Annotated in this window: 15 protein-coding genes; 10 read left to right on the plus strand and 5 right to left on the minus strand. The window is 75.4% G+C overall.

Annotation, left to right across the window (positions count from 1 at the left end):
• Positions 1-204: 204 nt before the first annotated feature.
• Positions 205-1,968: a S8 family serine peptidase gene (locus tag ACYQBY_RS07145; RefSeq protein ID WP_459643157.1), complete on the minus strand. Its 1,764-nt coding sequence runs from the start codon at positions 1,966-1,968 to the stop codon at positions 205-207.
• Positions 1,969-2,106: 138 nt separating this feature from the next.
• Between ACYQBY_RS07145 and ACYQBY_RS07150 the strand changes: the two genes are divergently transcribed.
• Positions 2,107-3,513 carry a DNA polymerase IV gene (locus tag ACYQBY_RS07150; RefSeq protein ID WP_459643158.1) on the plus strand — a complete coding sequence of 469 codons (1,407 nt, stop codon included), beginning with the start codon at positions 2,107-2,109 and terminating at the stop codon, positions 3,511-3,513.
• Positions 3,514-3,559: 46 nt separating this feature from the next.
• Here ACYQBY_RS07150 and ACYQBY_RS07155 read toward each other — a convergent pair whose 3' ends face one another.
• Positions 3,560-6,436 carry a glycoside hydrolase family 3 C-terminal domain-containing protein gene (locus ACYQBY_RS07155; RefSeq protein ID WP_459643159.1) on the minus strand — a complete coding sequence of 959 codons (2,877 nt, stop codon included), beginning with the start codon at positions 6,434-6,436 and terminating at the stop codon, positions 3,560-3,562.
• A 266-nt stretch (positions 6,437-6,702) separates the two neighbouring features.
• Between ACYQBY_RS07155 and ACYQBY_RS07160 the strand changes: the two genes are divergently transcribed.
• The 3 genes from ACYQBY_RS07160 to ACYQBY_RS07170 are packed head-to-tail and all read left to right on the plus strand — an operon-like array spanning position 6,703 to position 10,399.
• A complete protein-coding gene (locus ACYQBY_RS07160) occupies positions 6,703-8,391 on the plus strand; it encodes an extracellular solute-binding protein (RefSeq protein WP_459643160.1) in 1,689 nt (562 codons plus the stop codon).
• A gap of 2 nt (positions 8,392-8,393) precedes the next feature.
• Complete coding sequence (locus tag ACYQBY_RS07165; protein WP_459643161.1) at positions 8,394-9,407, plus strand: ABC transporter permease; 1,014 nt, start codon at positions 8,394-8,396, stop codon at positions 9,405-9,407.
• Positions 9,404-10,399, plus strand: a complete 996-nt coding sequence (locus tag ACYQBY_RS07170) for a carbohydrate ABC transporter permease (RefSeq protein WP_459643162.1) — start codon at positions 9,404-9,406, stop codon at positions 10,397-10,399. Before ACYQBY_RS07165 ends, ACYQBY_RS07170 begins: the two co-directional genes overlap by 4 nt.
• Positions 10,400-10,460: 61 nt before the next feature.
• On the opposite strand, the gene ACYQBY_RS07175 is transcribed toward ACYQBY_RS07170, so the two are convergent.
• Positions 10,461-11,468: a LacI family DNA-binding transcriptional regulator gene (locus ACYQBY_RS07175; RefSeq protein WP_459643163.1), complete on the minus strand. Its 1,008-nt coding sequence runs from the start codon at positions 11,466-11,468 to the stop codon at positions 10,461-10,463.
• 238 nt (positions 11,469-11,706) lie between these two features.
• On the opposite strand from ACYQBY_RS07175, the gene ACYQBY_RS07180 reads away from it, so the two are divergent.
• Positions 11,707-12,057 carry a hypothetical protein gene (locus ACYQBY_RS07180; protein ID WP_459643164.1) on the plus strand — a complete coding sequence of 117 codons (351 nt, stop codon included), beginning with the start codon at positions 11,707-11,709 and terminating at the stop codon, positions 12,055-12,057.
• Between the two features lie 45 nt (positions 12,058-12,102).
• Here the strand turns inward: ACYQBY_RS07180 and ACYQBY_RS07185 are convergent, their stop codons facing one another.
• Positions 12,103-14,568, minus strand: a complete 2,466-nt coding sequence (locus ACYQBY_RS07185; RefSeq protein WP_459643165.1) for a glycosyl hydrolase family 95 catalytic domain-containing protein — start codon at positions 14,566-14,568, stop codon at positions 12,103-12,105.
• Positions 14,569-14,705: 137 nt separating this feature from the next.
• Here ACYQBY_RS07185 and ACYQBY_RS07190 point away from each other — a divergent pair, with 137 nt between their 5' ends.
• Genes ACYQBY_RS07190 through ACYQBY_RS07200 form a run of 3 tightly spaced genes read left to right on the plus strand, consistent with a single transcriptional unit; the run spans position 14,706 to position 20,240 of the window.
• Positions 14,706-16,727, plus strand: coding sequence for a beta-galactosidase (locus ACYQBY_RS07190; RefSeq protein WP_459643166.1), 2,022 nt, complete (start codon positions 14,706-14,708; stop codon positions 16,725-16,727).
• Complete coding sequence (gene yicI, locus ACYQBY_RS07195) at positions 16,724-19,012, plus strand: alpha-xylosidase (protein WP_459643167.1); 2,289 nt, start codon at positions 16,724-16,726, stop codon at positions 19,010-19,012. Before ACYQBY_RS07190 ends, yicI begins: the two co-directional genes overlap by 4 nt.
• 22 nt (positions 19,013-19,034) lie before the next feature.
• Entirely contained in the window at positions 19,035-20,240 is a 1,206-nt protein-coding gene (locus tag ACYQBY_RS07200) for an MFS transporter (RefSeq protein WP_459643168.1), read from the plus strand.
• Here ACYQBY_RS07200 and ACYQBY_RS07205 read toward each other — a convergent pair.
• The gene (locus tag ACYQBY_RS07205) at positions 20,217-20,960 is read right to left on the minus strand and encodes a sulfite exporter TauE/SafE family protein (protein ID WP_459643169.1); all 744 of its coding nucleotides are present in this window, start codon (positions 20,958-20,960) and stop codon (positions 20,217-20,219) included. The genes ACYQBY_RS07200 and ACYQBY_RS07205 overlap by 24 nt on opposite strands.
• 80 nt (positions 20,961-21,040) lie before the next feature.
• On the opposite strand from ACYQBY_RS07205, the gene ACYQBY_RS07210 reads away from it, so the two are divergent.
• Both ACYQBY_RS07210 and ACYQBY_RS07215 read left to right on the plus strand, forming a co-directional pair.
• Positions 21,041-21,784 (plus strand): SDR family oxidoreductase, encoded by a 744-nt coding sequence (locus ACYQBY_RS07210; RefSeq protein WP_459643170.1) that lies wholly within the window; start codon positions 21,041-21,043, stop codon positions 21,782-21,784.
• 25 nt (positions 21,785-21,809) lie between these two features.
• On the plus strand, positions 21,810-22,877 hold the full coding sequence (locus ACYQBY_RS07215) for a potassium channel family protein (RefSeq protein ID WP_459643171.1): 1,068 nt from the start codon (positions 21,810-21,812) through the stop codon (positions 22,875-22,877).
• Positions 22,878-22,903: the final 26 nt, after the last annotated feature.

The raw sequence follows: 22,903 nt of genomic DNA on the forward strand, positions 1-22,903 counted from the left end.
CATCGATTACTTCTCTTACCGGGAACTACGGACTCCGCGGACGGCGACCGGAGCGTGTTCGCGGGCGGATCACCCGGATGGTCCGGGAGCGTCAGCCATCCGGCCCCGCGCCGTCCGGAGCGTCCGGCCGGGAACCCGGGCCCGGAACGCGGGAGCGCCGCCGCGGGGGTTCCCGCGGCGGCGCTCGCGGCGTGCCGGTGGTGCTCAGCACCCTCCGCCGGTCAGCACCAGCGGGGAGCAGGTGGGGCCGGAGGAGGCGGACCCGACCGCCGAGAAGCGGTTCCCGGTCCAGTAGCGGCCGGACCAGGACTTCCCCGACCAGGACTTCCCGGACCAGGACTTCCCCGACCAGGACTTCCCGGACCAGGAGGTCAGACTGATTCCGGACCACATCGTGTCGTTCGGCTTGGTGACGTTGGCGAAGGTCAGCTCCGTGCCGGGCAGGGGGGTCGTCCAGCCGGTGCCGGCCCACTGCTTGCCGTTGAACCAGGCGCCGCTCCAGGCGGTCTCGTTCTGCGAGGCCGAGGCGAGGTTGGCGGTGTTGACCCACGTGCCCCACACGTCGACCTCGCCGGTGAGGGGCTTGCCGTCGAGGATGAGGACCTGGCTGCCGCGGCTGGCCTCCAGGGTTCCGGTGCCGGTGCCCCACGTCGAGGGGTTCGACGCGGCCGGGGTGGCGGTGTCCCGGGCCCTGAGGAGGTTCAGCCTGCCCGCGCCCTGCACGGCGGCGGGGGTCCCCGGGATGGGGGTCGCGGTGTTCTTCAGGAGCGCCTTGACCTGCGCGGGGGTCAGGCCGGGGCGCTGCTCCAGCAGCAGGGCGACGGCGCCGGAGACGACGGCGGCGGCCTGGCTGGTGCCCGAGCCCTTCATCCACCGCGAGCCGGTGGGGTTGGGAACCTGGGCGTCGAGCAGGGAACCCCACGAGCGCAGGCCGACGATCCCGGTGCCGGGGGCGACGATGTCCGGGTTGCGGACCCCGTTGCCGCCCGTGGAGTAGCTCGCGACGACGTCGTCGGCGGTGTCGACGGTGCCGCGCGGGTCGGTGGCGCCGACGGCGATGACCCACGGGGAGTAGGCGGGGTTGTCCATGACGGTGCCACCGGAGTTGCCCGTCGCGGCGACGACGACGATGCCCTTGCGGACGGCGACCTCGGCGGCGTAGGCGACGGGGTCGAGGTTCCACGCCTGCTTGGAGTCGGTGCCGAACGAGAGGTTGATGACCCGCAGGTTCATGTTGTTCTGGCGGTTCTCGATGCACCAGTTGATGGCGGCGACGACCTGGGAGACGTCGACGCCGCCGTTGACGTCGCCGACCTTCACGCTCACCACGCGCGCATCGGGAGCCATGCCCATCCATGCCTTGGAGTCGGCCCAGGCCGCCCCGTCGTCACCGGCGATGATGCTGCCCAGGTGCGTGCCGTGACCGTACCTGTCGGCCTGCTTGGCGTTCGGGTCCTGGGAGTCGAAGGACAGGTCCGGCCCGATGGCGACGCGGCCGATGCCGGGGGTGTGGCTGACGCCGGAGTCGATGAGGGCGACGTCGACGCCCTTGCCGGTGTGACCCGCCCACCACATGCCGCGGGCCCCGGTGGAGATGGTGGTGTTCCACGCGCTGCCGGCGTCGCTCACGGCGTCGTAGGTGGCGCTGGAGAGGTGGACGGTGGAGTCCGGGGTGAGCGAGCGGACCGCTCCGGAGGCCTCCAGGCGGGTGGCCTCGGCGTCGGTGGCGCGCACGACGACCTGCCCGAGGGCGGACAGCTCCGCGACGACGTCCGCCCCGGCGGCGCGGGTGGCCGCGGCGGCCGCGGCGACGGTGCGGCCCTCGGGGACGACCGCGATCCACTCGCGCTCGGCGCCGCCCGGGGTGGGCTGGGCCGCCGCGGGGGCGCCGGCGGCGCCCACGGAGGCGAGCGCGACCAGGGGCAGGGCCGCCAGCGCGCGCCGGCAGCGGGAACCGAAGGCTGTCATGTCACTCTCCACACTTCTCGGGACGGACTCTGCGGAGAGCTACGGACGCCGTGGGTCAGATCCGGAGCTGCTGGTTGAAGGCTCACCCGGATGACCGCGATCCGTCCCCCTGTCGGCCCTGCGGGGCACACTGGCCCCGTGGAGGGAGCCGGTTCCGCGCTGCGCACCGCGGCGCCCGACGCCACGCGGCCCAGCGTGCTCCACCTCGACCTCGACGCCTTCTTCGCCGCCGTGGAGCAGCGGGACAAGCCCTCCCTGCGCGGCAAGCCCGTCGTGGTCGGCGGCACCGGCTGGCGCGGCGTCGTGGCCACCGCCTCCTACGAGGCCCGCACCTTCGGCATCGGCTCCGCCATGCCCACCATGGAGGCCCGGCGCCGCTGCCCCAACGCCGCCTTCCTCGCCGGGCGGTTCTCCGCCTACCGGCGCGTCTCCGAGCGGGTCCTGGCCCTGGCCCGCGAGCTCTCCCCCCTCGTGGAGCCCGTCTCCCTCGACGAGGCGTACGTCGACCTCGGCGCGGCCCACCCCGGCCTCGACGCGCAGGGCGTGGCGGTGCTCGCCGAGCGCTTCCGGGTGCGGGTGCGGGAGGAGACCGGGCTGACCGTCTCGGTCGGCGCCGGCCCCAGCAAGCTCGTCGCGAAGATCGCCTCCGACCTGCGCAAGCCCGACGCCCTCGTCGTCGTGCCCCCGCACGAGCAGACCGCGCTGCTCGGGCCCCTGTCCGTGCGCAGGATCCCCGGCGTGGGCACCGTCACCGGGGACAAGCTGCACCGCTTCGGCATCCGCACCGTCGCCGACCTCGCCGCCGCCGACGAGGCCGAGCTCGTCCGCACGTTCGGCCGGGCCCACGGCTCCGGGCTGCTCGCCTACGCCCGCGGGGTCGACCCGAGGCCCGTGGTGCCCGAGCACGACGCCAAGTCCGTCTCGGCGGAGGAGACGTTCGCCGTGGACCTCACCGACCGCCGGGAGCTGGCCGCCCACGCCCGCAGGCTGGTGGACCGGGTCGCGGTGCGCCTGGCCACGGGCGGCGTCTCCGGCCGCACGGTGACGATCAAGGTGCGGCGCTACGACTTCACCACCCTCAACCGCTCCCGCACCCTCCCGCAGCCCACCGCCGCACCGCGCGAGATCGCCCAGGTCGCCGTCGCCCTCCTCGACGCCCTCGACGTGGCCGACGGGGTGCGGCTGCTCGGGGTCGGCGTCTCCGGGCTCACGGAGTACACCCAGCAGGACCTGCTCGCCGAGCTCGACGAGCCCGCCGGCGCCGCCGAGGGCGCCGGGCCGGTCCCGGACGCCGGCCCCGGGGCCGGGGGCGGCCTGCTCCCGCACGGCTCGGCGGCGCCCTACGGCCCGCCCGCCCCCGCGCACGTGCAGTGGCGGCCCGGGCAGGACGTCGCCCACGACGAGCACGGTCCCGGCTGGGTGCAGGGCTCGGGGGTGGGCCGGGTGACCGTGCGCTTCGAAGGGCCGCACACCCCCGTGGGCCGGGTGCGCACGTTCCGCGACGACGACCCGGCCCTCGCCCCGGCGGACCCGCCCCTCTGGTGACGACGGGCCGCTGACGACGGGCCGCTGACGCTCAGGTCGCTGACGTTCAGGTCGCGGGCAGCGGCGCCAGCTCGGCCAGCGACACCTCGCCGGACAGCCGCACCCGCAGGTCCGCCCGCTCCGGCAGCGGCCCGCGCAGCGCCACGTCCACGGCGTGCCACCCCCCGGCGGGCACCTGCGCCCCGCCCACCTCGCGCCACGCGCCCGAGGCCCCGCGCAGCGCCACGCGGAGCTCCCCCGGCCCGCTCGCGGTGCAGCGCAGGACCTCCGCGCCGGCGGTGGCGCAGTCGTCGAAGTCCACCGCGCCCCCCAGCCCCCGGTCGGCCACCCGCACCGCCGTGCCGGACAGGCCGTCGCGGGGGACCAGCTCCACGCCGCGGCAGGCGTCGAAGGAGCAGGCCGGCCCCAGCGGCCGCGGCCCGCGCGCCGGGCCGGACACCGTGAGGGCCACCTCGTGCCGCACGTCCTCCGCCGAGGCGCCCACCAGGAGGAAGTACCGGCCCGGGACGACGTCCTCCCGCTCGCGGGCGACGTCGTACGTGGCCAGCGCCGCCACGGGCACCGTCAGCTCCGCCGCGGCCCGCGCACCCGGCTCCACCCGGACCCGCCGGTGTGCCACGAGGCGGCGGCGGGGGAACTCCGGCCGGATCCCCGGCGCGGTGGCGTACACCTGCACCAGCTCCTCCGCGGCGCGCGCACCGGTGTTCTCCAGCTGCACGCGCAGCGTCACCGCGTCCGCCGCGGTCACCTCCCCCGGGGTGCCGCCGGTGTCCGCCTCCACGGCGGTGTACTCCACCCGCGTGTAGCCGAGGCCGTGCCCGAAGGGGTAGAGCACCTCGGCCCGCGACCACAGGTAGGTGCCGCCGGCGGACTGCACGTCGTAGTCGAGGACGTCCGGCAGGTCCGCGTCGGAGGCGAACCACGTCTGCGCCAGGCGCCCGCGCGGCTCGACGTCCCCGAGCAGGACGTCGGCGAGGCCGTTGCCCACCTCCTGCCCGGCGTGGCCGGACCACACGATGCCGTCGACGTCGGCCGCGAGGTCCCCCAGCGCGTAGGGGTAGGAGGAGACCACCGCCAGGACGCACGCGGGGTTCGCCTCCCGGACCGCGCGCACCAGCTCCGCCGAGGCGCCGGGCAGCTCCAGGGTGCGGCGGTCCTCCGTCTCCCGCCCGCCCAGGTGCGGGTCGTTGCCGACCACCGCGACGACGGTGTCGGCCGCCGTGGCGGCCTGCACGGCGACCGCGACCCCGCTGCGGACGGTGCGGACGGTGAAGCGCCCGGCGTCGGAGGCGTCCGCGGCGGTGGCGCCGAGCGCACCGGTCGTCGCCTCGGGCCGCACCCAGCGGCCGGAGCCGAGGTGGCGCAGGCTCACGGTGCCGTCGCCGTGGTCGTGGAGGCGGAAGCTCTCCTGCACGACCCAGCCGCCGACCCGGTCCGCGTCCGCGCGCAGCGCCGCGCCGCTGACGAGCCTGCCGGTGGCGGCCGAGCGCAGGGTCACCACGCCCTGCCCCCAGTCGGTGACGTCGAACTGCGCCTCGGGACCGGCGGTGGCGCCCGTCGCCAGGAGCCTGCCGTCGCGCGGGTCGGTGGTGACGTAGCGGCCGGTGGCGGTGCTGCGCAGGGCGACGCGGTCGCTGCCGTCCGCCACGAGGACGCAGCCGGAGCCGAGGCGCTCGCGCAGGGCGGCGGCCAGGGAGGTGGTCGCGGTGGGCGTGCCGCTGTACCAGTCGGTGAGGACGAGGTCGGCGAGCGGGCCGACGAGCGCCACGGTGCCGGTGCCGGCCAGGGGCAGCACGCCGGAGCGGTTGCGCAGCACGACGACCCCGGCGGCGGCGGCCTCGCGGGCCAGGGCCACGTGCTCGGCGCGGCCCAGCTCCCCCGGGCCGATCCCGTCGTGGGGGCCGGGTCCCGCGTCGAGCTCGCCGGTGCGCAGGCGCAGGGTCAGGACCCGTCGGGCGGCGGCGTCGACGTCGGCCGGGGAGATCAGCCCGGACTCCAGCGCGGCGCCGAGGGCGCGCAGGGTCACCCCGGGGTCCTCGCCGTCGTCGGTGAAGCTGTCCACCCCGGCGCGCAGGGCTGCGGCGTCGGCGGCGGTCGCGTCGGGGAAGGCGCGCTCGGCGTGCACGAGGTTCTGCGGGGCCCCGGCGTCGGTGACGACGGTGAGGTCGTCGGGGCCGGCGGTCCAGCGGCGCAGGTGCTGCGCGACGAGCGGGGAGACGTGGGCGGGGACGCCGTTGACGAGGTTGTACGACAGCATCACGGCCCCGACGACGCCCGCCTCGACGGGGATGCGGAACGCGGGCAGCTCGTACTCGTGCAGCACGCGGGCGCGCAGCTGCGAGGACGTCGTCGCGCGGTCGGTCTCGTTGCTGTAGGCCAGGAAGTGCTTGAGCGTCGGGACGGTGAGCCACACCCGCTCGTGGTCGCCGCGCAGGCCGCGCGCGTAGGCGGCGGCCAGTTCCCCGGTGAGGTGCGGGTCCTCGCTGAACCCCTCCTCGGTGCGACCCCACAGCGGGTGCCGCAGCGGGTTCACGACGGGCGCCCAGACGTTGAGGCTGACGGTGGGGTCGGTGGCGCGCCGGGCGCGGACCTCGCGCCCCACCGCGGTGCCGACGCGTGTCAGCAGTTCCGCGTCCCAGGTGGCGGCCAGGCCCACGGGCTGGGGGAAGACGGTCGCGGCGCCGAGCCAGGCGACGCCGTGCAGGGCCTCGGTGCCCGTGCGGAACGCGGCCAGGCCGAGGCGCGGCACGGCCGGGCAGTGCTGGTGCAGCATCGCCAGCCGCTCGTCGGGGGTGAGGCGGGCGAGGAGGTCGTCGACGCGTTCGGGCAGGGGGAGGGCGGGGTCCCGGAACGGCGGGAGGGCGCGGGCGGCGCCGGGGCCCGGTGCGGCCTGGGCGGGGACGGCGGCGGTGCCGTGGCTCATCGTCGGTCCTCTCGGAGTCGAAGCGGTTCGATGCTAGCGGCCGGGGAGGCGCTGGGGACACCCCCTGCGCGCGTGGACTTGTCCCCGGGACACGATCCGGACACGCGTGGTTGTCAACCGACCGCGAGCGTCCTAGAGTCCAGTTAATCGAATCGCTTCGACAGGGACGTCGCGCCGAGCGAGCGTGCGGTGCCGCCTCCACGGGCGGCCCACGAGGCACCCCCGGCGGCAGGCTCCCGGTCCCGCACGAGGAAGTGGTGGACACGATGGACGAGCGCACTCGCCCCCCACGCGGCACGGCCCTGCAGTCGAGGCTCAGCCGCAGGTCGGTGCTGGGGCTGATGGGGACCGGCGCCGCAGCCGTCGCCCTCCCCGGCTCGCTGGCGTCCTGCTCCTCCGGCGGCGCCAGCGCCCCGGCCGCCACCGGCCCGGTCTCCGCCGAGGACCTCGCCAAGGTCCTGCCGAACCACTACCCGCTCGACCTCGTCACCCCCGACATCCCCGGGGTGAACGGCTCCACCGCCGGTTTCACGAAGATGCCGGCCGAGCTGGTGAGGTCGGTGGGCACGAAGCCCGGCAAGGGCGGGGAGTACACCGTCATGAGCCCGGCCTGGTGGACGCCGCCGCCCGGGCTGGACGGCAACTCCTTCTACCAGGCGGTCAACCAGGCGCTCGGCGCGACCGTCGCCTTCCAGGTCGCCGACGGCAACACCTACGGCGACAAGCTCCAGGCGGTGCTGGCCTCGCCCAAGGACATCGCCGACTGGGTCGTCATGCCGAGCTGGAACATCCCCCCGCGCTTCGGCCAGGGCGTCGGCAAGCTCTTCACCGACCTCACCGACTTCCTCGCCGGCGACAAGATCAAGAAGTACCCGAACCTGGCGAACATCCCCACCGACGCCTGGAAGTACTCCGCGTTCAACGGCCGCATCTACGGCCTGCCCTACCCGGGCGAGCTCATCGGCAACGCGATGTTCTACCGCCGCGACCTCTTCGAGCAGCTCGGGCTGGAGCCGCCGACGAGCCCCGAGGAGTACCTCGAGGTCGCCAGGGCCGCGACCGACCCCGCCGCCGGGCGCTGGGGCTCGGAGGACGTCTGGAACGGCGCCCAGTTCATCTTCAACGCCTCCACCGACTGGTACCTCGTGGACGGCAAGCTCCTCAGCCGGTTCGAGACCGACGGCTACCGCGAGGCCGTGGCGTGGCTGCGCAAGCTGTTCGAGTCCGGCGCGGTCCACCCCGACGCCGTCGCGGGCAACACCCAGAACGCCAAGGACCGCTTCGAGTCCGGCGCGAGCCTGATGTCCTTCGACGGCCTCGGGGGCTGGGAGGAGGCGCTCGTGCGCGTCCGCCCGAGCAACCCGGCCTACGACCAGCAGCCGCTGGACTTCTTCGCCCCCGCCGGGCAGACCCCGCAGATCCCCAAGGGCGCGCCGGCCAACATCTTCAGCTTCCTGAAGAAGACCGACGACACCGCGGCGATCGAGGAGATGCTCGCCATCGCCGACTTCTGCGCCGCGCCGTTCGGCTCCGAGGAGTACCAGCTCATCCGCTACGGCGTCGAGGGCGAGCACTTCACCCGGGACGCCGCCGGTGCCCCCGTCCACACCGACAAGGGCACGAAGGAGGCCACCTCCACCTACGAGTTCCTGGCCAGCCCGCCCGTCGTCAACGCCACCGTGCAGTTCCCCGACATGGTGGAGGACTACACCGGCTGGATGGCGCGGATGTCGGAGTTCTCGGTGGAGCCGGCCTTCTACGGCCAGCAGATCCAGGACCCCTCGCAGTACTCCTCCCTGGGCAAGCCGTTCGACGACCTCGTCAAGGACATCGCCCGCGGCCGCAAGGACATGAAGGCCCTCGACGAGGCGGTGAAGACGTGGCGCAGCAGCGGCGGTGAGGAGCTGCGCAAGTACCGGGAGGGCTTCCTCACCGGCGACGAGAAGACGAGCTGACGGTGGCGACGAACACCCGGCCGGCTGCGGTGGCCCCGCAGCCGGCCGGCCCGCAGGGCGGGAAGGCCCGCAGGAAGGCGCCCACCGCGGTGGGCGCCCGCCCGCAGACGGGCCTGCGCGCCCGGCTCCGCCGCGACCGCTCGCTGCTGCTCATGTGCCTGCCCGGCGTGCTGCTGCTGGTGGTCTTCGCCTACGTCCCCATGCTCGGCAACGTCATCGCCTTCCAGGACTACTCGCCGTTCACCGGCTTCCGGGAGAGCCCGTTCGTCGGGTGGCTGAACTTCCAGCGGGTGTTCGCCGACCCCGCCTTCTGGCACGCCGTGCAGAACACCCTGACCATCACGGCGTTCCAGCTGGTGTTCTTCTTCCCGGTCCCCATCGCCCTGGCGCTGCTGCTGAACAGCGTGCTCAGCAGCAGGGTCCGCGTGCTGGTGCAGTCCGTCGTCTACCTGCCGCACTTCTTCTCCTGGGTGCTGGTCGTCGCGATCTTCCAGCAGATCCTCGGCGGTGCCGGCCTGCTGAACCGCCTGCTGCGCACCGCGGGTTTCGAGCCGGTGGACATCGTCACCAACCCCGACGCCTTCCTCTTCCTGGTCACCGCGCAGGCGGTGTGGAAGGACGCCGGCTGGGGCATGATCGTGTTCCTCGCCGCGCTGGCGGCCATCGACCCCGCCCTGTACGAGGCGGCGGCCATGGACGGCGCGAACCGCTGGCGCCGCATGTGGCACATCACCCTGCCGGCGCTGAAGTCCGTCATCGTCCTGCTGCTCATCCTCCGTCTCGGCGACGCCCTGACGGTCGGTTTCGAGCAGCTCATCCTCCAGCGCGACGCGGTGGGACAGGGCGTCGCGGAGGTGCTCGACACGTTCGTCTACTACCGAGGTGTGCGCAACGGCGACTGGAGCTACGCGGCGGCGGCCGGTCTCGTGAAGGGGCTCGTCAGCCTGGGCCTGGTGCTCGCGGCCAACAAGATCGCCCACCTCTTCGGTGAGCAGGGGGTGTACCAGAAGGCATGAGCGACGCCGACCAGAAACTGGTGGACGGCCCGGTCGGTGTCCACGGCACCGGACCGGGTCCCGCGGACCCCGCGCGCCCCCCCGGAGGCGCCGGGCTGCGGCAGCGCACCTCCCCGCGCCCCGTGTGGGACGAGGAACCGGGCGTCGCCGGCAAGGGCGCCAAGGCCGTCGCGCTCGTCGCGATCTGCCTCGCGGTGCTCCTGCCGCTCTACACGATCGTCCTGACCAGCCTGTCCACCCAGGCCACCATCACCCGCGCGGGCGGGCTCGTCCTCGTCCCGGGGGAGCTGACCCTGGAGGCCTACCGCCAGGTGCTCAGCGGCGGGGTCGTCACCCGGGCCGTGCTGATCAGCGTGTTCGTCACGACGGTCGGCACCACGATCAGCATGCTCGTGTCCGTGCTGGCCGCCTACGGGCTCTCCCGGCCGGGCTCCCTCGGGCACCGCGCCGTCCTGTTCACGTTCCTCGTCACGATGTTCTTCGGCGCGGGCATGATCCCCACGTACCTGCTGGTGAGCAGCCTGGGCCTCATCAACAGCTGGTGGTCGCTGATCCTGCCGACCGCGGTCTCGGCGTTCAACGTCCTGCTGCTGCGCGGGTTCTTCATGGGGCTCGACCAGGGGATCCTGGAGGCCGCCCGGATCGACGGGGCCAGCGACTGGCGGATCCTGGGGCAGATCGTCCTGCCCATGTCGAAGGCGGTCCTCGCCGTCATCGCGCTGTTCTACGGCGTCGGCTACTGGAACGCGTACTTCAACGCCACCCTGTACATCCAGGACTTCGACCGGATGCCGCTGCAGGTCGTCCTGCAGTCGTTCGTGCTCCAGGGCGTCGACGTCCCCGGGCAGGTGGACGTCGGTTCCGGGCAGCTCGCACCCGTGGCGGTGCAGATGGCGGTCGTCGTCATCGCGATCGTGCCGGTGCTGGTCGTCTACCCCTTCATCCAGCGGCACTTCGCCTCCGGCGTCCTCATCGGGGCCGTCAAGGGCTGACGCCGCCGCACACGCAGCGCCCCCGGCCGGGACCCGGCCGGGGGCGCCGCCGTGCGGGGGTTCAGCCGCGCGGTGGGGCGGTGCTGCCCCGGTCGGTCAGGACACCGGAGAGCAGCCGGGTCTCGGGGGCGGAGACGGAGCCCTCCAGGCGTGCCATCACCATCTCCACCGCGACCCGTCCCACGTCCATCGCGGGCATGTCGACGGACGTCAGCTGCTGCGGGAGCGCCTGGGAGGCCGTGGACGCGCCGATCGTCACGACCGACAGGTCCTGCGGGACGCGGACGCCCCCGTCGACGAGCGCGGCCAGCAGCGAGGCCAGCGCGGCCTCGTTGTGCACGACGAGCGCGGTCAGGCCGGGCAGGTCCTCGCGGATCTCCGCCAGGGCCCGGCGGGCGCCCTCCCGCGTGGGCTCGCAGGGCCGCAGCGCGGCGTGCAGTCCGGGGTCGGCGGTGGCCGCGCGGAAGCTGTCCCGCACCCGTGTGGCGTACCCGGCGTGCCGGCGCACCGCCTCCGGTGCCGAGCCGACGAGGCCGATCGAGGTGTGGCCCTGTGCCCGCAGGTGGGAGACGGCGGTGCGGACGGCGCCCTCGAAGTCGAAGTCCACGCAGCTCAGGCCCTGCGGGTCGCGGGGGATCCCGATCAGCACCGTGGGGGTGCGCAGCCCGGTGAGGACCTGCACGCGCGGGTCGTCGGACTGGATGTCCATGACGATGAGGGCGTCGACGAGGGAGCCGCCGGTGACGCGTTCCAGGCCGGTGTCCTCCTCCTGCGTCAGCAGGAGGACGTCGTGGTCGAAGGCGCGGGCGGTGGTGGCGACGGCGCGGACGAAGTCCATCATCACGTTGACGTTGACGTCCGCGCGCAGCGGGACGACGAGGGCCAGGACGTTCGTGCGGCTGGAGGCGAGGGCGCGCGCACCGGCGTGCGGGCGGTAGCCGAGTTCCTTGATGGCGCGCTCGACGCGGGCCCGCGTGGCGGCGGAGATGGAGCGTTTCCCGCTGAGCACGTAGGAGACCGTGCTGGTGGACACGCCTGCTGCGTCGGCGACGTCGGTGATCGTGGGCACGGCACTCCTCGGGCTGGCGTGGAGGGAGTTTAGTGGGGCGGACCCGGGCCGCGGCGGCGCGGCGGAGGTGTTCGGCCGTGCGTCACCACCGGGTGCGGGGAACTGCGGGCCGCGTGCCCGGCGGAGCGGCCGGAACCGGTTTCCAGGGCGGTACGCCACCCTCCAGAATGTTACGGACAGTGAAACTATCTGCGGAGGGCAGTGACATCGGCGTGTCCTGCACGGCAAGCTGTGCCCCATGAGCCTGCTCGCAGCGCCCTCCACGACCGGACCGACCCTCTCCCGCGCCACGACCGAGCGACCCAGCGCCCCCCGTCCCAGCCGCTCCGAGGACCTCGCCGTGCTCACCGAGCTCGTCGACTCCCTCGAGGCGGACGTGACGGCCGGCCTCGTCGGCCTGGCCCGATCCCGCCGCCTGCGCGACCGCTTCGCGGCCGCCGGCCTGCTCGCCCCCTCGGCGGGCACGCGCGAGCTGCGCCAGGCCCTGGCCGACCTCGGCCAGCGGCTGCGCGCCGACCGCGGCGACCTGCCCGCCGCCCGCACGGTTCCCGCGCTCGCCGCGGACACCGAACTGCCCGTCGCCCGCTGACCCGCCCGCCCCCGGGCGGACCGACCCGGGCGGGCGGGCCCGCGCTCACCCGCCCAGCAGCCCCGCCGGTATCCCGGCGCGCTCCCCGGCCCGGCAGGCCAGCTCGGCCGACCGGCCGCGGTGGCGCAGCACGACGACAGCGTCGGACTCCGTCCGCACCCAGGCCGCCACGAGACGGCCGGACGCCCACCGCAGGTCCACCTCCACGCCGCCGCGGCCGCGCAGGCCGCGCACCTCGCCCACCGGCCAGGCGGGCGGCAGCGCGGGCAGCAGTTCCAGCTCGGGGCGCCCGCCGCGCACCGCGCTGTCCAGCAGCAGCTCCGCGACCCCCGCGGTGAGGCCCAGGTTCCCGTCCAGCTGGAAGGGCGGGTGCGCCGACCAGAGGTTGGGGTAGACGCCGCCGCGCTGCTGCACCCCCTCGCCGGCCGCGGGCCGCAGCAGCATCCGCACCAGCTCGTGCGCCCGTTCCGGCTGGCGCAGCCGTGCGCGCAGCGCCAGCTTCCAGGCCAGCGACCACCCGGTCGACTCCCCGCCGCGCGTGTCCAGGGACCGCGCCGCCGCCGCGAGCAGCGCGGGGTCCGCCACGTCGCCCAGCGGGAAGACGCCCACGAGGTGCGACACGTGCCGGTGGTGCGGCTCCGCGTCGGCCACGTCCCCCGGCCACTCCGCGAGGCGCCCGCGCGCGTCGACCCGGGGGCCGGGCAGGGCGGCGGTGGCGGCGAGCAGGTCCGCGACCCAGGGCGGGTCCGCGCCGAGCCCGGCGGCCGCCTCCGCACAGCCGGCGGCCAGGTTCCGCAGCAGCGCCACGTCCGCGGTGGTCGAGACGGTCACGGCGGCCGGGGCGCCGTCGGCGGCGACGTAGTGGTTCTCCGGTGACGTGGACGGTGCCGAGCACGTCCCCCCGCCGGGCGCCGGGCGGATCCAGTGCAGGGCGAAGCGCCCGGCGCCCTCCAGCACCGGCCAGGCCTCCCGGAGCGCCTCGCGCCGGCGCGCGGGGTCGCCGCGGAACCGCGCCGCCTCCAGCAGGTGCCGGCACAGCCACGCCCCGGCCACCGGCCAGAACGCCCACGCCGCGTCGCCGTGCCCGGCGCCCACCGGGGCGCTGTGCCCCCAGGCGTCGGAGTTGTGGTGGGCCACCCAGCCGGGCGCGCCGTACAGCTCGCGCGCGGTGCGCCCGCCCTGCGCGGCGAGCACGGCCAGGAAGTCCGCCAGCGGCCGCGCGCACTCGTCGAGGGCGGTGGTGTGCGCGGGCCAGTACGCCATCTGCAGGTTGATGTTCAGGGTGTAGTTCGAGCTCCACGGCGGCCGGAGCTCGGTGTTCCACAGGCCCTGCAGCGTCGCGGGCAGCCCGCCGGGCCGGGAGGAGGCGATGAGCAGGTAGCGGCCGTGGTGGAAGGCCAGGGTGAGGAGCCCCGGGTCCTCGGCGCCGCGTGCCGCCGCGGCGACGCGCTCGTCGACGGGGGTGCCCGCCGGGTGCGGGCCGGGGGGCAGTCGCAGCTCCACCCGCCGGTACAGCGCGCGGTGGTCGGCCCGGTGGCGCTCCCGCAGGACGGCGGGGCCGAGGGCGGCGGCCCGGCCGGCGCGCTCCGCGAGGCGTCCCAGCAGCGGCCCCGGCGCGTCCACGCCGCTGCCGTCGCCGGCCGAGGACGGCGGCGGTTGTGTCGAAGCGCTTGCCAGGACCAGGGCCGCGGAGCGGGCGCCGAGGACGCGCAGGCCCCCGGGGACCTCCTCGGCGCGCCCGTCGTGCAGGAGCACCACCGCGCACCCCGCCCAGCGGCGCGGCGCTGCCGGCGGGGGGTAGCGCACCGGGTCCGGCACGTCCTCGTGGCCGGGCGCGACGTCCGCCGGCAGCAGCCAGGCGACGCGCAGGCGCTCCCCGTCCGGCCCCGTGCCGGGCTCCACCTGCCATAGCTCCTGCGGGTGCGGGCCGTCGAGGCGGACCGTCACGTCCACCTCCGCCTCGGCGCGGACCTCGTGGACGAGCACCCGGTCGGGGTGGCTGGCGAAGGTGGCGTGCCGCACCGCGGCCGGCCCGCCCGGCGTGGCGAGGGTGTAGGACGTGCTCGCCTCGGCCGCGTCGAGGTCGAGGCGGCGCACCACCTCCGGGCGGGTCCCGGGAGTTCCGCCGCCCACCGGATCGCCTGCGGCGCAGACCGACACGTTCAGCGCGGCGAGCGGCTGGTACGCCTGCGTCCACGGCGTCTGGAACCGGGTCAGGAGTTCCTCGGCCTCGCGGACGCGCCCGGCGGCGAGCGCCTCGCGGGCCGCAGCGAGCTGCGCCGGCCCACCGGTGGCGCGGTGTTCCGCCTCCGCCGGGGACCACGGGCCGCCGGACCAGGCGGTGGTGTCGTTGAGGGCGAGGTGCTCGCCGCCGTGGCGGCCGGAGCAGGAGGCGCCGAGCAGGCCGTTGCCCACCGGCAGGCTCTCCTCCCACGCGCCCGTGTCGCCGTGCAGGCGGATCTCGTGCTCGCCGGTGCAGGTGCCGCCGGTGTCCGCGGGCGTCGTCGCCACGCCGGTCCCCCTCCTGGTGGGTGCCGCGCCCCGTTGACCCGGGGGCCGCCGGGCTGCTGGACATGCCGCCGGGCGCTGGCTAGCGTAGTTGAAGCGCTTCGACTGTGGTGTCGTCCGCGCTCTCCCTGGAGGTGCCGATGACATCGGGAACGGACGGGCACGCCCCCCTGCGGCTCCCGCGCGGACGCGGTGGTCCCGGCATCCGCTTCGGCGGCGACTACAACCCCGAGCAGTGGGACGAGGCCACCTGGGCCGAGGACGTCGCGCTCATGGCCGAGGCCGGCGTGGACCTCGTCACCGTCGGGGTGTTCTCCTGGGCCACGCTGGAGCCGCGCCCCGGCGAGCGGGACTTCGGCTGGCTGGACACCGTCCTCGGCATGCTCGCCGGGGCCGGGATCGACGTGGACCTCGCCACGCCCACCGCCTCGCCACCGCCCTGGCTCGGCCACCGCCACCCCGGCACCCTGCCCGTCGACGCCGACGGGCGGCGGCTGCACTACGGCTCCCGCAACCAGTTCTGCCCCTCCTCGCCGCAGTACCGCGACGCCGCCCTCGCCCTCACCGGCGACCTCGCCGAGCGCTACGGCGACCACCCCGCGGTCGTGATGTGGCACGTGGGCAACGAGCTGGGCCAGGTCTGCTTCTGCGACACCGCCGCCGAGCGGTTCCGGGACTGGCTGCGGCAGCGGCACGGGAGCCTCGACGGGCTCAACGCCGCGTGGGGCACCGCGTTCTGGAGCCAGCGGTACTCCGCGTGGGAGGAGGTCCTGCCCCCGCGCGCCGCGCCCTACCTGCACAACCCCGCGCAGAGCGTGGACTGGAAGCGGTTCTGCTCCGACGCGCTGCTGGAGCAGTTCCGCGCCGAGCGGGACGTCGTCCGCCGGTTCTCCGCCGCGCCCGTCACCACGAACTTCATGGGGTTCTTCCCCGTCGTGGACTACCGCACCTTCACCGGTGAGGTGGACGTCGTCGCCGACGACCACTACACCGACCCCGCCGACCCGCGCTCGCCGCTCCTCGCCGCCCTCACCCACGACCTCGTGCGCTCCCTCGGCGGCGGGAGGCCCTGGGTGCTCATGGAGCAGGCCGCCGGGGCGGTGAACTGGCGGCGGCACAACGTGCCCAAACCCGCCGGGGGGATGCGGCTGGACTCCCTGCGCGCCGTCGCGCACGGCGCCGACGCCGTCTGCTTCTTCCAGTGGCGCCAGTCCCGCGCGGGCGCCGAGCGCTTCCACTCCGCGATGCTCCCGCACGCCGGGCCCGACACCCGCCTGCACGCCGAGGTGCGCGAGCTGGGCGCCGCGCTGCGCCGCCTGGCGCCCGTGGCCGGCTCCCCGGTGCCCGCCCGCGTCGCCCTGCTGCACGACTGGGGGAGCTGGTGGGCGTGCGAGGAACCCGCCGGGCCCAGCGCGGAGCTGCGGGTCCTGGACCAGCTCCTCGCCCACTACGAGCCGCTGGCGCGCCGCGGTGTCGCCGTCGACGTGCCGGGCCCCGCGGACGACCTCACCGGCTACGGCCTCGTCGTCCTGCCCGCCCTGTACGTCGTCGGGCCGGACCTCGCCTCCCGCCTCGCCCGGTTCGTCGAGGACGGCGGCACCCTCCTCGTCGGCCCCTTCTCCGGCGTCGCCGACCGCGACGGGCGCATCGGGGCCGGGCGGTTCCCGGCCTCCCTGCGCGACCTGCTGGGCGCCTCGGGCGAGGAGTGGGTCCCGCTGGCGGGCGCCTCCCGCGTCACGTCCGCGGACCTCGGGGACTTCGACGTGCACACCTGGGCCGAGCGCCTGCGCAGCGACGGCGCGGACGTGCTCGCCGCCCACACCGGCGGCGACCTCGACGGCGTGCCGGCCCTGACCCACCGGGCGGTGGGGCGCGGCAGCGCCTGGTACGCCTCCGTCCTGCTGCCCCCCGCGGTGCTGGAGCGCGTGCTGGCGCGCTGCCTCGCCGAGGCGGGGATCGAGGGCGCCCTCGGCGGCCCGCTCCCCGAGGGCGTGGAGGCCCTGCGGCGCGGGGACGTCCTGTTCGTCCTGAACGCCGGTGACCGCGAGGTGCGGGTGGACCTGCCCGGCCGGCGCACCGACCTGCTCACCGGCGACGTCCTCGGCGGCGTCACCACCCTCGCGCCCCGCAGGGGCGTCGCTCTCGTGGAGGAGACCCTGTGAAGTTCACCGACGGCTACTGGCAGCTGCGCCCGGGGCTGACCGCCCTGCGCCCCCGGGGGGTCGAGGAGGTCGTGGACGACGGGCGCACCCTCACGGTGTACGCGCCGACGAAACCCCTCGCGGACCGCGGCGACACCCTGAACCTGCCCGTCATCACCGTCACGTACTCCTCCCCGGCACCCGACGTGATCGGCGTGACGATCGAGCACCTCCGCGGCGGGGTGGACCGCGGCCCGCGCTTCGCGCTGGCGCACCAGCCCGTGGACGTCGACGTGCGGGTCGGCGAGGAGGAGGCCGTGCTCACCTCCGGCGGGCTCAGCGTCCACGTCGGGCGCCGCGGCCCGTGGTCGGTGGAGTTCCGCGCCGGCGGGCGCAGGCTCACCGGCTCCGGGGAGCGCAGCGTCGGCGTCCTCACCGACACCGAGGGCCGCACCTGGGTCCACGAGCAGCTCGAGCAGGCCGTCGGCGAGCACGTCTACGGCCTCGGGGAGCGCTTCGGGGCGTTCGTGAAGAACGGGCAGGCCGTCGACGTGTGGAACGAGGACGGCGGGACCTGCAGCGAGCAGGCCTACAAGAACGTGCCCTTCTACCTCACCGATGCCGGGTACGGCGTGTTCGTCGACCACCCCGAGCGGGTCTCCTTCGAGGTCGGCTCCGAGGTGGTGTCCCGGACCCAGTTCTCCGTCGAGGGCCAGCGCCTGACGTACTACGTCATCCACGGGCCCACGCCCAAGGAGATCCTGCGCCGCTACACCGCCCTCACCGGCCGCCCCCCGCGGGTGCCCGCCTGGTCGATGGGCCTGTGGCTGTCCACGTCGTTCACCACCGACTACGACGAGGCCACCGTCACCTCCTTCGTGGACGGCATGGCCGAGCGGGACCTGCCCCTGTCGGTGTTCCACTTCGACTGCTTCTGGATGCGGCAGTTCCACTGGTGCGACTTCGTGTGGGACCCCGCCACCTTCCCCGACCCGCGCGGGATGCTGGAGCGGCTGCGGGCCAGGGGCCTGCGGATCAGCCTGTGGATCAACCCCTACGTCGCGCAGCGCTCCCACCTGTTCGACGAGGGCCGCGAGCGCGGCTACCTGGTGCGCCGCCCCGACGGCGGCGTCTGGCAGTGGAACATGTGGCAGGCCGGCATGGCGCTGGTCGACCTCACCAACCCCGACGCCGTCGCCTGGTACCGGGGGAAGCTGAAGGCCCTGCTGGACATGGGCGTGGACACCTTCAAGACGGACTTCGGCGAGCGCATCCCCACCGACGTCGTCTGGCACGACGGGTCCGACCCGCAGCGCATGCACAACTACTACGCGCACCTGTACAACGAGGCGGTGTTCGGCCTGCTGGAGCAGGAGCGGGGCCGGGGCGAGGCGGTCGTGTTCGCCAGGTCGGCCACCGCGGGCGGGCAGCAGTTCCCCGTCCACTGGGGCGGTGACTGCGAGTCGACGTTCTCGGCGATGGCGGAGTCCCTGCGCGGCGGGCTGTCCCTGGCCTCCTCCGGCTTCGGGTACTGGAGCCACGACATCGGCGGTTTCGAGGGCAGGCCGGACCCGGCGGTGTTCAAGCGGTGGGTGGCGTTCGGGCTGCTGTCGTCGCACTCGCGCCTGCACGGCTCCGGCTCCTACCGGGTGCCGTGGGCGTTCGACGAGGAGTCCGTGGACGTGCTGCGCTCCTTCACCCGGCTGAAGATGTCGCTGATGCCGTACCTGCTGGGCGTCGCGGAGGAGGCCGCCACCGACGGGGTGCCGATGATGCGGCCCATGGTGGTGGAGTTCCCCGACGACCCCACGGCGGCGTTCTGCGACCGGCAGTACATGCTCGGCCCGGACCTGCTCGTCGCCCCCGTCCTCTCCGCCGACGGCACCGTGACGTTCTACGTGCCGGAGGGCACCTGGACGGACTTCCGCACCGGCGAGGAGATCCGCGGCGGGCGGTGGGTCACGCAGGTCCACGGCTACGACAGCATCCCCCTGCTGGCGCGGCCGGGCTCGGTGATCCCGGTCGGCGCGGTCGACGACACCCCCGAGTACGCCTGGAACGACGACGTGGAGCTGCGGGTGTTCTCCCCCTCCGACGGGCAGCGCAGCCGGGTGGCCGTGCCCGCGCCCGGCGGGGCGCCCGCCGCGGTGTTCGAGGTGTCCACCGACGCGCACGGCACCCGGGCCGCGCTCGTCGCCGGGGCCTCCGCGGGCTGGAGCGTGTCGGTCGCCGGGGCCGCGCCGCGGGAGGAGCGCGGGGCCGGCGAGGACGCCGGGGTGCGGGGACGGCCCGCGCGGGTCGCCTGACCCGGCGGGGCACGATGCCCCGGTGGAGAAACGCGCCGCCCACCCGTCCGTCCCCTGGCGGCTCGTGCTCGCCGTGTACCTGCCGGTCGCCCTGTTCAGCGTGGGGCAGGGGGCGGCGCTGCCGGTCGTCGCCCTCTCCGCCCGCTCCCTGGGCGCGAGCGTCGGCGGGGCGGCCGGTGTCGTCGCCCTCCTGGGCGTCGGGCAGGTCGCGGCCGCCCTGCCCGCCGGGGCGCTCGTCGCCCGGTTCGGGGAGCGCCGCGCCATGCTGCTCGCCGCGGCGGGCTGCACCGGCGCCACCGCCGCGGCGGCCGCCGCCCCCACCGCGGCCCTGCTGGCCGCCGCGGTGACCGCCCTCGGCGCCGGCACGGCGGTGTTCGGGCTGGCGCGGGTCTCCTACCTGGCCGCCGCGGCACCTGTGCACCTGCGTGCCCGGGCGATGTCGACGCTGGGCGGGGTGGGGCGCATCGGCATGTTCCTCGGCCCGTTCCTCGGCGCCGGTGGGAGCCGGCTGGCCGGCACGGACGGCGCCTGGGCCGTCTCGGCCGTCGCCGTGCTGCTCGCCGGGGCGGTGCTGCTGGTCCTGCCGGAGCCGCAGGTGCCCGTGGAGCGGGCCGGGGTCGCCGCGCAGCCGGTGCGCGCGGTGGTGCGCCGCAACCTGCACCTGCTCGCGACCCTCGGCCTCGCCGCGCTGGCCGTGCAGGCCGTGCGGCAGTCCCGGCAGACGGTGCTGCCGCTGTGGTGCGAGCACGTGGGCCTGGACCCGACCGGCACCAGCCTCGTCTTCGGCCTGTCGGGGGCCGTGGACATGCTGCTGTTCTACCCGGCGGGCTCGGCCATGGACCGCTTCGGCCGCGCGGCGGTGGGCATCCCGTCGATGCTCGTGCTCGGCGCCGCGCACGCCGCGCTGCCGCTGGCGCAGACCCCCACCGCGGTGCTGGCCGTCGCGGTGCTCATGGGGCTGGGCAACGGGATGGGCGCCGGGCTCGTCATGACGCTGGGGGCGGACGCGGCACCGGTGGGCGCCCGGGCCGCGTTCCTCGGGGCGTGGCGCCTGGTCACCGACTCCGGGGCCGCCGCCGGGCCGCTGCTCGTCGGGGCCGTGGCCGCCGCGGTGTCCCTGCCGGGCGCCTCCCTCGCGGTGACCGTCCTCGGGATGCTCGCCGCGGCCGGCCTGCACCGCTGGACCCCGCGCGGTGCGGCCGGCTCAGCGGAGCAGGTTCAGCCCTGACAGGACGGTGACCACCAGCACGATGCGCTGGAACACCGACGTGTCGAGCCGGGCGACGACCCGCCGCCCCAGCCAGCCGCCCGCCAGGACCGCCGGGGCCAGCGCCGCGCACAGCAGCAGGCTCGGGACGGTGATGAGGCCCAGGCCCACGCTGAACGGCACCTTGAAGGCGTTGACGAGCGCGAAGAACCACGCCGAGGTCCCGAGGAAGCCCAGCATCGGCAGGCCCATCGACAACAGGTACAGCGACATCACCGCGCCCCCGGCGTTGGCCACCATCGTCGTGAACCCGGCGAGCAGGCCGAACACCACCGCCGCGACGCGCCGCGCCCAGCCGGTGGGCACGGCGTCCTTCCCGCGCTTCTTCTGCAGCAGGTGGAACGCCACGAGCAGCAGCAGCACCGCCCCGATCGAGCGGCGCATCACCGTGTCGTCCACCGCGGAGACGAACCACGTGCCCGCGCCCACCCCGACGGCCACGTAGGGGAACAGGCGGAGCAGCAGGCCCCAGTCGGCGTGCGCGCGGTAGGCGCGCAGGGCCAGCACGTCCCCCAGCATGAGCAGCGGCAGCAGCGCCCCGGTGGACTCCTTCGGGGGCAGCACCGCGGCGAAGACGGCGACGCTGATGGAGGCGGCGCCGCCGATGGCGGTCTTGGCGAAACCGACGAGCACGGCGGCCAGGGCCAGCAGCAGGAAACCCGTGGTGGAGACGTCGGTCACGGCACGACCGTAACGGCCCGGACCCGGGGCACCGCCCGGGCCTGCCGCGGGAACGGCTGCCGCGCCGCTACGGTGCACCCATGACCGGCATCGTCGTCGTCACCGGGGGTGGGCGCGGGATCGGCGCCGCCACGGCCCGTCTGCTGGCCGGCCGCGGTTTCGGGGTGTGCCTGAGCTGGACCTCCGACCCGCACGCCGCCGCGGCCGTGGCCGCCGAGTGCGTCGCGCTGGAGGTGCCCGCGACGGCGGTCCGGGCGGACGTCACCGTCGAGGACGACGTGGCGGCGCTGTTCCGGGCCGCCGACGCGCTGGGCCCCGTCACCGGCCTGGTCAACAACGCCGGGGTCGTCGCGGCACCGGCCCGGGTCGACGCCCTGACGGGGGAGCGGGTCCGGCGGGTGCTGGAGGTGAACGTCGTGGGCGCCTTCACGTGCGCCCGGGAGGCGGTGCGCCGCATGTCCACCGCGCACGGCGGCCCCGGGGGCGCGATCGTCAACGTCTCCTCGCGCGCCGCGGTCCTGGGCGGGCCGGGGGAGTACGTGGACTACGCCGCCTCCAAGGCGGCGCTGGACGCGCTCACGGTCGGCCTGGCCAAGGAGGTGGCGCGGGAGGGGATCCGCGTGAACGGGGTGCGCCCCGGGCTGATCCACACCGACATCCACGCCAGCGGGGGCCAGCCGGACCGGGTGGAGCGGATGGCGGAGGGCGTGCCGATGGGGCGCGGCGGCGAGGCCCACGAGGTGGCCGAGGCCGTCGCGTGGCTGCTGTCGGACGCGGCCTCGTACGTGACGGGCACGACGGTCGACGTCAGCGGGGGCCGCTGAGGCGCCGCCGTGGTAGGCAGGGATCGTGCCCCGTTCCCGCACGCTGCCCGGTCCCGAGGCGGCGGCCTTCCAGAGCCTGCGCTTCCCCGCGCGCACGCAGATCCGGCCCCTGCGCGCGATCCTGCTGCGCTTCGCGGTGGCCGGGGTGCTCGTCGTCCTGAACTGGCTGCTGGTGGTCGTCGAGCGCGAGGACTACACCGACAGCCGCGACGGCACCGTGTCCCTCATCGACGCCTTCTACTACACGACGGTCACGCTCACCACGACCGGCTACGGCGACATCACCCCGGTGACGGACTCGGCGCGCCTGCTCAACGCCCTCATCGTGACGCCGATGCGCGTGCTGTTCGTCATCGTCCTCGTCGGCACCACCATCCAGGCGCTCACCGAGCGCTCCCGCACCGAGTTCCGCATCGCGCGGTGGAGGGCACGCATGCGTGACCACGTGGTCGTCCTGGGGTACGGCACCAAGGGCCGCAACGCCCTGCGCGCGCTGAGGCTGCGGGAACACCCGCTGAGCCGCTTCGTCGTGGTGGAGCAGGACCCGCGTGCGGTGGCGCTGGCCTCCGCCGACGGGTACGTGGTGGTGGCGGGTTCCGCGACGAACCCGGACGTGCTCCGCCAGGCGCTCGTCGAGCAGGCCCGCACGGTGATCGTGGCGCTGGACCGGGACGACACCTCGGTGCTCGCCACCCTGACGGTCCGCCGGATCGCACCGGACGCCGTGGTGATCGCCGCGGCCCGCGAGCAGCAGAACGCCGAGCTGCTGCGGCAGGGCGGGGCGGTGTCGGTGGTGGTGTCCGCGGAGACGTCGGGGCGGCTGCTGGGCCTGGCCACGGACAGCCCGCAGGCCGTCGACGTCGTGGAGGACCTGCTGTCCTTCGGCCACGGCCTGGACATGGACGACCGCGCCGTGCGCACCGACGAGGTGGGGCGCGCCCCCGCGGAGCTGCCGGTGCCGGTCCTGGCCGTGGTGCGGGACGGGCGCACGCTGCGCTACGACGACCCGGCCGTGGCGGCGCTGCGTGCGGGGGACCGCATCGTGTTCGTGGGCAGCGCGGGTTCCGGCGCGCCGGGCGACGACCACGCCTGAGCCGCCGGGCGACGCCCGCGCCTGAG

The sequence above is a fragment of the Kineococcus anabasis genome (assembly GCF_054590795.1).